This window comes from Paraburkholderia unamae (assembly GCF_003096875.1).
GTDB lineage: Bacteria > Pseudomonadota > Gammaproteobacteria > Burkholderiales > Burkholderiaceae > Paraburkholderia > Paraburkholderia unamae.
The window spans coordinates 1-12,799 of the sequence record NZ_QEOB01000014.1; the positions used below are offsets into that span (position 1 = coordinate 1).

The following is a 12,799-nucleotide window of genomic DNA, read 5'->3' on the forward strand; positions in this document are numbered from 1 at the left end:
TCGCCGTGCGCGAAGTTGATGATGCCCAGAATCCCGTACACCATGGTGTAGCCCAGTGCAATGATGGCGTAGATGCTGCCAAGCACCAGCCCATTCAGGATCTGCTGGATGAAAATATCCATTTAACGCTCCTTAGCCCGTGCAACCGGATTCGCGCTCGTCATCGGCCGGTGGGCGATGTTTTACGGAACCGCAACGACACTTTCGGGTATTGAAGTAAAAACCGGTAACGGTTGGCCACCCCGGTTCGCGTTGCCGCTGTGTTGCAGCGGCAGGCTCGCCAGAAGCGGATGCAAAAACGGCACCGTCGGATGGTTCGGTGCCGTCGGGTTCAATCAACTACGCGTCACGTTCGCAGTGACGGATTCGCGGCAGACCTCGCGGCCGACAATCGTGAATGCGTCAAACGTCATGACTCCCTCTCCTGGGCCGCTCTTGCGCTCCGTGATCTCGCCGGCGAGATCCGTCACGCCGCTGCGGCGAACCGGCACAACAACACCGGTGCATGCAAAAGCAATCTGCATGCCAGGATTGATCGATGTTGCACTCATACCCGCCTCGACACCGCCGTCGGGCCACGCGTCGCGCGGCGCAACCGCAGCCGCCGAAGGCGCGGCAAAAGCAAACTCGAGTTGCATTAATCAGGTCTCCTGCGCCTTCCGAAATGCTTGCCTGACGGCCTTATCAGAGAGATTCAGCCCCCAGAACGCGCGCATTGTAACGCCAATTATGCGACGGGCAATATTGTTGAACCGGCAGGGTTTTCCTGCATTGCAACCACAATTCAGGATATCGGCCGCAATGAGGTTGCACCTTAGGTTGCGCCGTATTTTCGTGCATCAGTTGCACCAAAAATCGGCGCGGTTCGCATCATGTGTTGCAGGCCGTGACCGCAATGCCTTGTCGGGCGGGCTTCGGGTCAAAAAGAGGATATTTAAGGGGTGACATAAAAATCACGCCCTGACGTGGTGCGCTGTCGCTGGAAACGCTTCAACGAGATCAAAAATTTGGGGTCACACCACGTGATTTGATGTCGCACTCTAGCGAAAACACTAATACGAACACCGGGTCGGCGCACGGTTAACCCGCACTTTTCTTTAATATGACCCTTATTTAAATCGCGCTGCTTAGGCGACAGGCGTAAAAAAACGCGCCCATTGGGCGCGTTTTTCGCAGACATGCAGACCGGCGTGGATGTCAGGCCGGCTGACCCAGCCCTCGCGGCAGCGGGAACGCAATGTTCTCCTCGATGCCTTCGAGCGCGCGCACGTTGCGCGCACCGAGTTCGTGCAGACGGCGAATGATCTCCTGCGCGAGCGCTTCGGGCGCCGACGCCCCGGCCGTGAGGCCGATGCGGCGCTTGCCCTCGAGCCAGCGCGGGTCGATCTGCTCGGGCGCGTCCACCATATAGGCGGGAATGCCGCGCTTCTCGGCCACTTCGCGCAGCCGGTTCGAGTTGGAACTGTTCGGACTGCCCACCACGATCACGATGTCGCACTGCGGGGCCATGAACTTCACGGCGTCCTGGCGATTCTGCGTGGCGTAGCAGATGTCCTGCTTCTTCGGCTCGCGAATGCCGGGAAAGCGCGCCTTGAGCGCGGTGATGATCTCGGCCGCGTCATCCACCGACAGCGTGGTTTGCGTGACGAACGCCACGCGCTGCGGATCGCGCAGCTTGAGGGCCTCGACGTCGGCGATGTCTTCGACGAGGTACATGCCCTCGGCCGCCTGCCCCATCGTGCCTTCCACTTCCGGATGGCCCTTGTGCCCGATCATGACGATGTCGAGCCCTTCATCGCGCATCTTCGCGACTTCCACGTGCACCTTGGTCACAAGCGGACAAGTCGCGTCGTACACGCGCAGGCCGCGCGACTCGGCGTCGGCGCGCACCGACTTGGAGACGCCGTGCGCGCTGAAGATCACCGTGTTGCCGGACGGCACTTCATCGAGCTGCTCGATGAAGATCGCCCCTTTCTTGCGCAGATCTTCGACGACATAAGCATTGTGGACGATCTCGTGCCGCACGTAGATCGGTGCGCCGTGAAGCTGGATGGCGCGCTCGACGATCTCGATGGCCCGATCGACGCCGGCGCAGAAACCGCGCGGCTGGGCGAGCAGGATTTCCGCTTCGGCCAGGTCGGCAATGGGGGACGTGTCCGTGATGGTCATGGGCTTTAGAGGATTCCGATGATTTGCACTTCGAACGCAACCGCCTGGCCGGCGAGCGGATGGTTGAAATCGAACAGCGCGGAAGTCTCGTTGACTTCCTTGAGCACGCCGGCGTAGCGGCCGCCGTCGGGCGCATTGAACTCGATCAGGTCACCCGGGTTGAACTCCTCGCCGATCATGCCGTTGTCACGCAGGGTCTTGAGCGAGACGCGCTGGATCAGGTCGGGGTTGCGCTGGCCGAAGGCCACGCCCGGTTCTAGCTGAAAGGTCGAGTGGTGGCCCACCTTCAGGCCCTGCAAAATGTCTTCCAGCGGCGGCGCGAGCTGGCCGGCGCCCATCAGGAGGGTGGCGGGACGGTCGACAAAGGTATTGACGATTTCGGTGCCATCGGCAAGCGAAAGCCGGTAGTGCAGCGTCACGTGGGAACCGGGTTTCACTTCGGAGATGTCGATGATGCTCATGCGTAACTCTTTTCGTCGGGACGCGCGCTTCGCGCGTGCGCGCCGCAAGGCGCCGGCCCAGCCTCCGTCGGGTGGCTGGAAAACATCTATTGTAAGCCACTTGGCCGGGGCGGTCTCGGCACGATTGTGCACCGCCGCCGCCAAAGCACGCCCGCGCGGCGCGCTCCGGCTCGCCCTATGGAGATTGTCATGACGGAACTTGCCTGCATGCCGGCGTCGCCCTATATGGCGACGCGCCGCGACGTCGCCCGGCCCGCTGCCGGCTGCGCCGAGCGCGGCCCCGGGCGCGATGGGCCGCCCGCGACTACGCTGCGCGAGCCGCCGCTTGCCGTGCTCGCCAGCGACAGCGAAGCGCCTGCGGCGCGCCCGCGCGACATGCCGCGCGAACGTCTGCGCGCGGCCGGCCCAACCGCGCTTTCCGATGTGGAACTGATCGCGATCCTGCTGGGCTCGGGATTGCCGGGCTACGACGTCTTCGAGGTCGCCCGCTCGCTGCTCGCGCATTTCGGGTCGCTGCGCGCCATGCTCGACGCGCAGCGCGAGGAATTCGAGAGTCTGCGCGGCATCGGGCCCGCAAAGGCCTCGGTGTTGCAGGCCGTCACCGAGCTTGCGCGGCGCGCGCTCGCCGAGGCGCTGGACGACAAGCCGCTCGTCGACTCCCCCGGCGCGGTCGAGGACTATTTGCGGCTTTTGATCGGCGGGCGGCCGCACGAGGTGTTCGTGTGCCTATTTCTCGACGCGCGCCACCGGCTGATCCGCTCGGAGGAAAGCTCGCGCGGCTCGCTCACGCGCATGGCGGTGTATCCTCGGGAAATCGTGCGGCGCGCGCTCATGCTCAACGCCGCGAGCCTGATCGTCGCGCATAATCATCCTTCGGGCGCGGTGCAGCCCAGCGCGAGTGACCGGCGTCTCACGCGGGTGCTGCGCGAAACGCTCGCGCTCGTGGAAGTCCAGCTCATCGATCATCTCGTGATCGGCGCGCGCGAAACGTTTTCATTCGCACGCCACGGCTGGAACTGAGCCCGCGGACGGCTTCGCGGATGGCCTGCTGGACGGTCTGCATAGAGTCCGCGCACCGCTTGCGCCCCCACCCGGGCGCGGCGGCGCACAACAACATCCGCAAATCGTGTTTGATTTTCCTGGATTTTTTCTGCTAGAATTGCGGTTTGCCTATTTCCAACCCTGTTCCGAAGCCTTTGAGGTCTTCCAGGGGAAATACGGCCTGGGTTCGAGGTTGTCTCTCATCCATACGTGAGCGCGCTCTTATTCCGGCCATTTCTCGCCTGGGAAACTTAAGCGGCTCTCGAACTCAGAATTTCCGTAGGAGTGCACTCATGGCACGTGTATGCCAAGTCACTGGGAAAGCGCCGATGAGCGGCAACAACGTTTCCCACGCTAACAACAAGACCAAGCGCCGTTTCCTCCCGAATCTGCAAAACCGCCGTTTCTGGGTTGAAAGCGAAAACCGTTGGGTGCGTCTGCGCATCTCGAACGCAGGCCTGCGCCTGATCGACAAGAACGGCATCGATTCCGTGCTCGCAGACCTGCGCGCACGCGGCGAACTGTAAGGAGTAAATCATGGCCAAGGGTATTCGCGACAAGATCAAGCTCGAGTCGACCGCAGGCACGGGTCACTTCTACACGACGACGAAGAACAAGCGCAACATGCCGGAAAAAATGTCGATCAAGAAGTTCGACCCGGTTGTTCGCAAGCACGTCGAGTACAAGGAAACCAAGATCAAGTAATTGATCGGGTTCCGAGCCTGACGAAGACCGAAAACCCCGCTTTTTAGCGGGGTTTTTCGTTTTGGGCTCCGCCTCGAGCCCCGCCACGTCGCCCCTCGCGGCACGCAACGGTGTTTTACCCGCCGCGCCCACACTGCGGCTATCCCTCCACTCCTCTCTCGGAGTATGCTTCCCGCTTCACCGCCGCCACACGTTTGTCATCCATTCCTGACAGTGCGAGAGGACGGCAAAAAGCGCAGAACAAGAGAGACGGAGAAGCAGGATCATGAATTTCGATGTAGCGATCGTCGGCAGCGGCCTCGCCGGACTGAGCGTCGCGCTGAATCTCGCCGACACGCGTCGCGTCGTGGTCATCGCCAAGCGCGCGATGACCGAGGGCGCGAGCGACCGCGCGCAAGGCGGCATTGCCGCCGTGCTCGATTCGGCCGACAGCGTGGAGAACCACGTGGACGATACGCTCGTGGCAGGCGGCGGCCTGTGCGACGAGGCGGCCACACGCTACATCGTCGAGCATGGCCGCGAGGCCATCGAATGGCTGATCGCCCAGGACGTGCCGTTCACGAAGGACGCCGCAGCCGAACTCGGCTTCCACCTCACACGCGAAGGCGGCCACAGCCACCGCCGCATCATCCACGCCGCCGACGCCACCGGCCACGCCGTCGTGCAGACGCTGCTGGAGCGCGCGCGCTCGCACCCGAACATCACGATCCTAGAAGACCACCAGGCAATCGACGTCATCACGTCCGATCGCCTCGGCCTGCCGGGCCGGCGCTGCCACGGCCTCTACGCGCTCGATCTGAAGAACGACCGCACGGTGACGATCCAGGCGCCGCACACGGTGCTCGCCACGGGCGGCGCGGGCAAGGTCTACCTCTACACGACGAACCCCGACACGGCCACGGGTGACGGCATCGCCATGGCCTGGCGCGCGGGCTGCCGCGTGGCGAACATGGAGTTCATCCAGTTCCACCCCACCTGCCTCTTCCACCCGCACGCCAAATCGTTCCTGATCTCCGAGGCGGTGCGCGGCGAGGGCGGCGTGCTGCGCCTGCCCGACGGCACGCGCTTCATGCCCGACCACGACGCGCGCGCGGAGCTCGCGCCGCGCGACATCGTCGCTCGCGCGATCGACTTCGAGATCAAGAAGCACGGCATCGACTGCGTGCACCTCGACATCAGCCATCAACCGCCGGCGTTCCTCGAAGAGCACTTCCCGACCATTCTCGCGCGCTGCCGCGAATTCGGCATCGACATCACGAAGGAGCCGATTCCGGTCGTGCCCGCCGCGCATTACACGTGCGGCGGCGTCGTCACGGATCTGGCCGGACGCACCGACCTCGCGGGACTCTACGCCGTAGGCGAAACCTCGTACACAGGCCTGCATGGCGCCAACCGGCTTGCGAGCAATTCGCTGCTGGAGTGCCTCGTGATCGGCCGTTCGGCCGCCGAAGCGATCGAGGCGGAGGGCTTCGGCGCGGGCGCGCACGCCCCGCTGCCCGACTGGGACGAAAGCCGCGTTTCGGACTCCGACGAGGAAGTCGTGGTCGCCCACAACTGGGACGAGCTGCGCCGCCTGATGTGGAACTATGTCGGCATCGTGCGCACCGATAAGCGGCTCGAACGCGCGCAGCATCGCCTCTCGCTCCTGCGCGACGAAATTCTCGAGTACTACGCGAATTTCCGCGTCACGCGCGACCTGCTGGAACTGCGCAACCTCGTCGAGGTGGCTTCGCTGATCGTGGAAAGCGCGCGCTCGCGCCGCGAAAGCCGCGGTCTGCACTACAGCCGCGACTGGCCGAATTCGCTGCCCAAGGCATTGCCGACGGTGCTATCGCCCGAGCGCGTGCGCAATCGCACGGTTGCGTAACTCGACCTGCCTGGTAGCGCCCCAAAAAACAAAGGCCGCCTCACTCCGAGGCGGCCTTTTTGATGGTGCCAGGGCAGCGAGAATGCGCCGCTTCAGACGATACGCATCGAGAAGTCCGTCGCGCGCACATCCTTCGTCAACGCGCCAATCGATACGCGGTCCACGCCCGTTTCCGCGATCGTGCGCACCGTGTCGAAGTTCACGCCGCCCGAAACCTCGAGCACCGCGCGTCCTGCCGTGAGCTTCACCGCCTCGCGCATCATGTCGAACGAGAAGTTGTCGAGCAGCACCGATGTCGCGCCGTGCGCGAGCGCCGTTTCGAGCTGTTCGAGCGTTTCCACTTCGATCTGGATGGGCACGCCCGCATCGAGCGCAAGCGCCGCGTCCATCGCCGCCCCCACGCCGCCCGCTGCCGCGATGTGGTTTTCCTTGATCAGAATGCCGTCGTACAGCGCGAGACGCTGGTTCGCGCCGCCGCCCACGCGCACAGCGTACTTCTGCGCGAGGCGCAGGCCGGGCAGCGTCTTGCGCGTGTCCAGAATGCGCGTGCTGGTATGCGCGATCGTGTCGACGTAACGGCGCGTCACGCTCGCCACGCCCGAAAGCAGTTGCAGGAAGTTCATCGCGTTGCGCTCGGCCGTGAGCAGCGAGCGCGCCGGGCCGCGCAGCGAGCACACGGTCGTATCGGCAGCCATGCGGTCGCCTTCGCGATAGTGCCAGCGCACCTCGATGCGCGGATCGACCTGCTTCGCCACCCCGTCGAACCACAGTACGCCGCACAGCACGGCGTCTTCGCGCACGATGATGCGCGCGTTGCGCATTTCGTCGGCAGGCACGAGGCGGCCGGTCTGGTCGCCGGGGCCCACGTCCTCTTCGAGCGCGTCGGCGACGTTGCGGGAAATCGCGTCGTCGAACGCCGCGCCGTACTGAGCGCGCACGGCGTCCAGCACGGGCGAAACAGCATCGACTGCGAGCAATTCAAGTGCGCCCATTTACGCCGCCCCCACTTGCGAGAACAGCGCGGTGTCCCGCGCGAGGTCGCCGCTCGCCTGCACGCGGCGCTTGTGCTCCGCGGCGAACGTCAGCATGCGGTCGATCGGCAGGCGGGCGCGCTCGCCGAGCGCGGTATCGACATGAATCTCGTTGTGACCGCGCTCCAGCACGTCGGCGAGATTCGCGAGGCCGTTCATGGCCATCCACGGGCAATGCGCGCAGCTCTTGCAGGTCGCGCTGTTGCCGGCCGTGGGGGCTTCGATGAAGGTCTTGCCCGGCGCGGCGAGGCGCATCTTGTGGAGGATGCCGAGGTCGGTCGCGACGATGAACCGTTGTGCGTCGAGCTTCACGGCCGCGTCGATCAGTTGCGTGGTCGAGCCGACCACGTCCGCGAGCGCGACCACGCCTTCCGGCGATTCGGGGTGGACGAGAATCTTGGCGTCCGGATATTCGGCGCGCAGCAGGTCGAGCTCGATCCCCTTGAACTCGTCATGCACGAGGCACGAGCCCTGCCACAGCAGCATGTCCGCGCCGGTCTTCTTCTGGATGTAGCCGCCCAGGTGCCGGTCGGGCGCCCAGAGGATTTTTTCGCCCTTGGCGTGCAGGTCGGCGACGATCTCGAGGCCGATGGACGACGTGACCATCCAGTCCGCGCGCGCCTTCACGGCCGCGCTCGTATTGGCGTAGACGACCACGGTGCGGTCCGGATGCTCGTCGCAAAACGCCGAAAACTCGTCGATGGGGCAGCCGAGGTCGAGCGAACAGGTCGCGTCGAGGTCGGGCATGAGAATGCGCTTGTTCGGGCTCAGGATCTTCGCGGTCTCGCCCATGAAGCGTACGCCCGCCACGACGAGCGTCTGCGCCTCATGATCGCGGCCAAAGCGCGCCATCTCCAGCGAATCGGCCACGCAGCCGCCGGTTTCGTCGGCAAGCTCCTGCAATTCGGGATCCACATAATAGTGCGCGACGAGCACCGCCTTCTCGCGCTTGAGCAACGCGCGAATCCGCTCCTTCAATGCCGCGCGCTCCGCCGTGGACGGCGCATCGGGCACGCGCGCCCACGCCTGTCCAACGCTACAGACGGCACCCTGCGGCCGGTCATATTCGACCTTCCTGATTGCCTGACTCATCATCTCCTGCCCCTACCGATCGCCGCGCCATTGAAGCCATTGTGGGGACTCCGGCTTTTTTTGCGGCCCAAAAAGAAAAACCCCGCCAGCGCGGGGTTTTGTGACGTCTCGTCATTCTAAAGGATTTTCCTACGCCTCACTGAGGGGCCCGAAATCCTTGCGGACCGATCAAGCGTAGCGACGCAGGCGCGACGCGAATTCCTGGAGCGCCTTGATCCCGCTTTGCTCAGCGCGATGGCACCAATCCTGGAGCTGCGTGAGCAATTGTTCGCGCGACGCGCTCGAACGTTCCCAGATCGCGGCCAGTTCGTTGCGCAGCTCGATGTAGGTGCGCAGCTTCTGGCTGTTCGCAAAAATTTGCGGCAACTGGCGCTTCTGCGGCTCGTTCAGGCTGGCCTCTTCCTTGTCGAACCACGTGCGAGCGCCACGCATGACCTTGTACTTCTCGCGCTCGCCCACTTCCTTCAGGTGCGCCAGCTCCTGGCGATACGCCTGCTTCACGGCCTTCGCGTAGCGCGCCATCACTTCGTAGCGGTTGGACAGCACGGCCTGAAGCGTTTCGTGGTCGGGCACGAGCTTGCCCTGGGTGAGGCGCGGCGTGGGCGCGACCTTCTTCACCTTGGCGAGGCCCACGGCCTGCATCATGCGGATGTACATCCAGCCGATGTCGAACTCGTACCACTTGTTCGAAAGCTTCGCGGAAGTCGCGAACGTATGGTGGTTGTTGTGCAGTTCTTCACCGCCGATGATGATGCCGAGCGGGAAGAGGTTCGTGCTCGCGTCGGACGAGTTGAAGTTGCGATAGCCCCAGAAGTGGCCAAGGCCGTTCACGACGCCCGCCGCCCAGAAGGGGATCCACGCCATCTGCACGGCCCACACGGTGAGGCCGACCGCGCCGAACAGCGCGACGTCGATCACCATCATGATGCTCACGCCGAGAATGGGATAGCGCGTGTAGACGTTGCGCTCCATCCAGTCGTTGGGCGTGCCGTGGCTGAAGCGGCGCAGCGTTTCTTCGTTCTTCGCTTCCGCGCGATAGAGTTCGGCGCCTTCGAGCAGCACCTTCCAGATGCCGCGCGTTTGCGGGCTGTGCGGATCTTCCTCGGTCTCGCACTTGGCGTGGTGCTTGCGGTGAATCGCCGCCCACTGGCCCGTGAGCATGCCCGTGGTCATCCACAGCCAGAACCGGAAGAAGTGGCTCGCGATGGGATGCATGTCGAGCGCGCGGTGCGCCTGGCAGCGGTGCAGATACACCGTCACGCCAATGATCGTGATGTGCGTCACCACCGCCGCGAACAGCAGGATTTGCCACCACGAGAAATGCAGCACACCGTGGGCAAGGAAATCAAGCAGGGAGTTCAACAAGGTTTTTACCTGTGAAACAAAGCGCGTCGGCCTTTCAGCCCGGCGCCGGTGTCAAGAAAGTGAAAGCGACTAGATGCGGTTGGACGGCATTCTACTAGAACCGTTCCAAGTGTTTGTAACAAAGGAAGATTTTTTTCTTTAATGGTGACGGCGTCAATGTCTGAAAGCCGTTTCGAGGCGCTTTGCCGCACCCGCTCCGACGTTTTTCGTGCGATCCGCCCCCATCTATTCTTTCACCGACGATCCGCACCTCACGCTGCGCGGGCGCAATCGCGAATCTGTGTGCTTCGAAGAGCCTCCGTACATTCTGGTTCACGTCCGAGCGTACCCCCGTGGCGCCGATCGCCGCGTCCTCTATCTGGATAGCTTGGTTCGAGTTGCGCGCCGTCGCAAGAAAATTCGACGAGATACGGCGCTGGCGCGCAGCCGCCGCAGACGCGCGTGAGATACGACGAATGGTTCTGCGAAACGCCCGAGATGAGCTTTTCGTTAGGAATCAAGGGCTCGATGCCGTCGAGGCGACGCACGACGGCATGGCGTCGGCGAATCTGCGCCATCTGGCCCTGAATACCGTCCAGCGAAATTGTGTCGCCAATACGCAACGAGCGATCGGCCACGAGAATGGCCGCAGGGTCACGCGCACGAGCGAGATCTGCATCGTGGCAAGGAGCCACAAGATCGCGCGAGGAAGGCGAGCACCCATGCGACCGCGATCAAGGTGGCGAGGATGACGAGTTGCCAGCGTAACCGCTCGCCCTCGCGCGCCGCCACGCATGCGGCTCAAGGATTGCCGCAAAAAGCCAGCAGAAACAATGCGGCATGACCGGCGCGCACACTTTCGCGGGCCGCCCGGCACCTACGCCGGCCGGACGGCCCCGCAAACTCGCGCGCCGCGCGCTTACTCCAGCGCGGCGTCCGGCTCGGCCGCTTCGCTCACCTGCGCCTTGGCGATCGCGTCCGCGGTTTCCTGCTCGGCCGCGGCTTCTTCCGGCGTCGTTTGCGCACCGGCCGCCTTCGTCTTCGGCTTCGGATCGCCACGGCGCTCCAGCACGGCGGCGAAGAAGCCGTCGGTAGCGTGGCGGTGCGGCCACAGCGAAAGGTAATCGCCCGTGTCGAGGCCCACGCGCTGTTCGGCGAGCACGTCGCGCGCGCTCACCAGCACGAACTCGGGGTGTGCTTCGAGGAACTGCTTCACGACCGCTTCGTTCTCGGCTTCGAGAATGCTGCACGTCGCGTAGACGAGGCGGCCGCCGCGCTTGAGCAGGCGCGCGGCGCTCGTGAGAATCGAAAGCTGCTTGGGCGCGAGTTCCGTGATCGATTCCGGCGACTGGCGCCACTTCAGATCGGGGTTGCGGCGCAGCGTGCCGAGACCCGAGCACGGCGCGTCCACCAGCACACGGTCGATCTTGCCGATCAGGCGCTTGATCTTGGCGTCATGCTCGCTGTCGATCAGCACGGGATTGACGTTCGAGAGGCCGCTGCGCGCGAGGCGCGGCTTGAGCTTGGCGAGGCGCCGGTCGGACACGTCGAAGGCATAGAGGCGGCCCGTCGAGCGCATCATCGCGCCGAGCGCCAGGGTCTTGCCGCCCGCGCCCGCGCAGAAGTCCACCACCATCTCGCCGCGGCGCGGCGCCACGAGCGTGCAAAGCAACTGGCTGCCCTCGTCCTGCACCTCGAACCAGCCGTTCTTGAACGCGTCGAGCTTCGAGAGCGCGGGCTTGCCCGTCACGCGCACGCCGAACGGCGCGAACGGCGTTTCGCCGCCTTCGATGCCTGCGGCGGACAGCGCGCGGATCAGCTCGTCGCGACTCGCCTTGATGGGGTTCGCGCGCAGGTCGAGCGGCGCCGGGTAGTTCAGCGCGGCAGCCAGTTGCGCGAGTTCGGCACCGTCGAAGCGCGTTTCCAGCGCCTTGACGATCCATTCGGGCAGGTTGATCTGCACGCGCTGCGGCAGGCTTGCCGGGTCGATGCGCGCGACGTGCTCGAGCCAGCTCGCTTCGGCGTCGGACACGAACGGGCGGATCGCCGAGCGGCCGGCAGTCGCCATCAGGCCGAGCAGCGTGAGGCGGCGCGTGGGGCTGCCCGAGCCGCTTTCGGCGAGGTGGGCGAACTCCATGCGCCGGCGCAGCACGGCGAACACGGCCTCGGCGATCACGCCGCGCTCGGCATGACCGAGCTTCGGATGCTCGCGGAAGAAGCGGCTGGTCACAGCATCGGCCGGGCCGGTGAATTTAAGGACGTCGGCAAGCAACGTCTCCGTTTGTCCGATCAGAAAACCATGCAGTCTCATGCGCCCTCCCCGGCGGCTTGCGAGTCGTCTAAGAAGAGCCACTGCGGCTCGGGCGGCGTGAGCGTCACGCGTTCGCCGTCGAGCGCCACGCGCCCCTCGACGAACCAGCGCACTGCACGCGGATACATTACGTGTTCGGTCTTGAGCACGCGCGCGGCGAGCGCCGCGGCGTCGTCGCCCGCGCGCACCGGCACCACCGACTGTGCGACGATGGGGCCATGATCGAGCGTGGGCGTGACAAAGTGCACCGTGGCCCCATGCACGCGGCAGCCCGCGTCGAGCGCCTGCTGGTGCGTTTTGAGGCCCGGAAACATCGGCAGCAGCGACGGATGGATGTTGAGCATCCGACCCGAATAATGGCCGACGAACGATTCAGTCAGCACGCGCATGAAGCCCGCCAGCACGACGAGGTCCGGCGCGTAGCCGTCGATGACTTGAGCAAGCGCCGCGTCGAAGCTGGCGCGATCGGGAAACTGGCGATGATCGACCACCGCCGTGGCAATGCCGTGCGAAGCCGCGAACGCAAGGCCCGCGGCGTCAGGACGGTTGGCAATCACGGCGGCGATGCGCGCGCCCCAAGCCTCCTGCGCGCAAGCGCGCACGATGGCTTCCATGTTGCTGCCCCGCCCCGAAATCAGGATGACGAGATTTTTCATCCGCGGATTTTATCATCGGGGGACGTGCGCAACGTTCGTGCGGCGGCGATCGTCGCCTCGTGCGTTTATAATCTTCTGTTTCGTCGCGGCCCGTGGGCCGCCCCGCGGCCACTCCGGTGGCC

14 protein-coding genes are annotated in these 12,799 nt (G+C 64.6%); 4 read left to right on the forward strand and 10 right to left on the reverse strand.

Features of this window, described 5'->3' with window-relative positions; translation table 11 throughout:
• The 4 genes from C7402_RS27065 to C7402_RS27080 all read right to left on the reverse strand — a co-directional run.
• Positions 1-122 (reverse strand): ABC transporter permease subunit (locus C7402_RS27065; protein ID WP_425273805.1); only part of this gene is annotated, 122 nt, incomplete at its 3' end.
• Between the two features lie 213 nt (positions 123-335).
• Entirely contained in the window at positions 336-638 is a 303-nt protein-coding gene (locus C7402_RS27070; protein ID WP_116612831.1) for a hypothetical protein, read from the reverse strand.
• A gap of 559 nt (positions 639-1,197) precedes the next feature.
• Entirely contained in the window at positions 1,198-2,169 is a 972-nt protein-coding gene (ispH, locus tag C7402_RS27075; protein WP_112173212.1) for a 4-hydroxy-3-methylbut-2-enyl diphosphate reductase, read from the reverse strand.
• A 5-nt stretch (positions 2,170-2,174) separates the two neighbouring features.
• Positions 2,175-2,630 (reverse strand): FKBP-type peptidyl-prolyl cis-trans isomerase, encoded by a 456-nt coding sequence (locus C7402_RS27080; protein ID WP_112173213.1) that lies wholly within the window; start codon positions 2,628-2,630, stop codon positions 2,175-2,177.
• Between the two features lie 189 nt (positions 2,631-2,819).
• On the opposite strand from C7402_RS27080, the gene radC reads away from it, so the two are divergent.
• From radC to nadB, 4 genes are all read left to right on the forward strand, one after another.
• Positions 2,820-3,650 carry a RadC family protein gene (radC, locus tag C7402_RS27085; protein WP_181565638.1) on the forward strand — a complete coding sequence of 277 codons (831 nt, stop codon included), beginning with the start codon at positions 2,820-2,822 and terminating at the stop codon, positions 3,648-3,650.
• A 314-nt stretch (positions 3,651-3,964) separates the two neighbouring features.
• Positions 3,965-4,198: a 50S ribosomal protein L28 gene (rpmB, locus tag C7402_RS27090; protein WP_027794135.1), complete on the forward strand. Its 234-nt coding sequence runs from the start codon at positions 3,965-3,967 to the stop codon at positions 4,196-4,198.
• 10 nt (positions 4,199-4,208) lie between these two features.
• The gene (gene rpmG, locus C7402_RS27095) at positions 4,209-4,376 is read left to right on the forward strand and encodes a 50S ribosomal protein L33 (RefSeq protein ID WP_027817504.1); all 168 of its coding nucleotides are present in this window, start codon (positions 4,209-4,211) and stop codon (positions 4,374-4,376) included.
• Between the two features lie 265 nt (positions 4,377-4,641).
• Positions 4,642-6,243, forward strand: coding sequence for an L-aspartate oxidase (nadB, locus tag C7402_RS27100; RefSeq protein ID WP_112173214.1), 1,602 nt, complete (start codon positions 4,642-4,644; stop codon positions 6,241-6,243).
• 92 nt (positions 6,244-6,335) lie between these two features.
• On the opposite strand, the gene nadC is transcribed toward nadB, so the two are convergent.
• The 6 genes from nadC to purN form a co-directional block, all read right to left on the reverse strand.
• Positions 6,336-7,235 carry a carboxylating nicotinate-nucleotide diphosphorylase gene (nadC, locus tag C7402_RS27105; RefSeq protein WP_116612832.1) on the reverse strand — a complete coding sequence of 300 codons (900 nt, stop codon included), beginning with the start codon at positions 7,233-7,235 and terminating at the stop codon, positions 6,336-6,338.
• Complete coding sequence (gene nadA / locus C7402_RS27110; RefSeq protein ID WP_116612939.1) at positions 7,236-8,366, reverse strand: quinolinate synthase NadA; 1,131 nt, start codon at positions 8,364-8,366, stop codon at positions 7,236-7,238.
• Positions 8,367-8,534: 168 nt separating this feature from the next.
• The gene (locus C7402_RS27115) at positions 8,535-9,731 is read right to left on the reverse strand and encodes a DesA family fatty acid desaturase (protein WP_112173216.1); all 1,197 of its coding nucleotides are present in this window, start codon (positions 9,729-9,731) and stop codon (positions 8,535-8,537) included.
• Positions 9,732-9,982: 251 nt separating this feature from the next.
• Entirely contained in the window at positions 9,983-10,348 is a 366-nt protein-coding gene (locus tag C7402_RS27120) for a mechanosensitive ion channel domain-containing protein (protein ID WP_425273804.1), read from the reverse strand.
• A 281-nt stretch (positions 10,349-10,629) separates the two neighbouring features.
• Positions 10,630-12,021, reverse strand: a complete 1,392-nt coding sequence (locus tag C7402_RS27125; protein WP_116612833.1) for an RsmB/NOP family class I SAM-dependent RNA methyltransferase — start codon at positions 12,019-12,021, stop codon at positions 10,630-10,632.
• Positions 12,018-12,677, reverse strand: coding sequence for a phosphoribosylglycinamide formyltransferase (gene purN, locus C7402_RS27130; RefSeq protein WP_112173218.1), 660 nt, complete (start codon positions 12,675-12,677; stop codon positions 12,018-12,020). Before purN ends, C7402_RS27125 begins: the two co-directional genes overlap by 4 nt.
• Positions 12,678-12,799 lie beyond the last annotated feature (122 nt).

What these genes read in the sequence shown, in the direction of transcription:
- C7402_RS27125 (WP_116612833.1), bottom strand. Translation starts at nt 12,021, where the DNA reads ATGAGACTGCATGGTTTTCTGATCGGACAAACGGAGACGTTGCTTGCC.
- purN (WP_112173218.1), bottom strand. Translation starts at nt 12,677, where the DNA reads ATGAAAAATCTCGTCATCCTGATTTCGGGGCGGGGCAGCAACATGGAA.
- C7402_RS27070 (WP_116612831.1), bottom strand. Translation starts at nt 638, where the DNA reads ATGCAACTCGAGTTTGCTTTTGCCGCGCCTTCGGCGGCTGCGGTTGCG.
- nadC (WP_116612832.1), bottom strand. Translation starts at nt 7,235, where the DNA reads ATGGGCGCACTTGAATTGCTCGCAGTCGATGCTGTTTCGCCCGTGCTG.
- nadB (WP_112173214.1), top strand. Translation starts at nt 4,642, where the DNA reads ATGAATTTCGATGTAGCGATCGTCGGCAGCGGCCTCGCCGGACTGAGC.
- rpmG (WP_027817504.1), top strand. Translation starts at nt 4,209, where the DNA reads ATGGCCAAGGGTATTCGCGACAAGATCAAGCTCGAGTCGACCGCAGGC.
- radC (WP_181565638.1), top strand. Translation starts at nt 2,820, where the DNA reads ATGACGGAACTTGCCTGCATGCCGGCGTCGCCCTATATGGCGACGCGC.
- C7402_RS27080 (WP_112173213.1), bottom strand. Translation starts at nt 2,630, where the DNA reads ATGAGCATCATCGACATCTCCGAAGTGAAACCCGGTTCCCACGTGACG.
- ispH (WP_112173212.1), bottom strand. Translation starts at nt 2,169, where the DNA reads ATGACCATCACGGACACGTCCCCCATTGCCGACCTGGCCGAAGCGGAA.
- rpmB (WP_027794135.1), top strand. Translation starts at nt 3,965, where the DNA reads ATGGCACGTGTATGCCAAGTCACTGGGAAAGCGCCGATGAGCGGCAAC.
- nadA (WP_116612939.1), bottom strand. Translation starts at nt 8,366, where the DNA reads ATGAGTCAGGCAATCAGGAAGGTCGAATATGACCGGCCGCAGGGTGCC.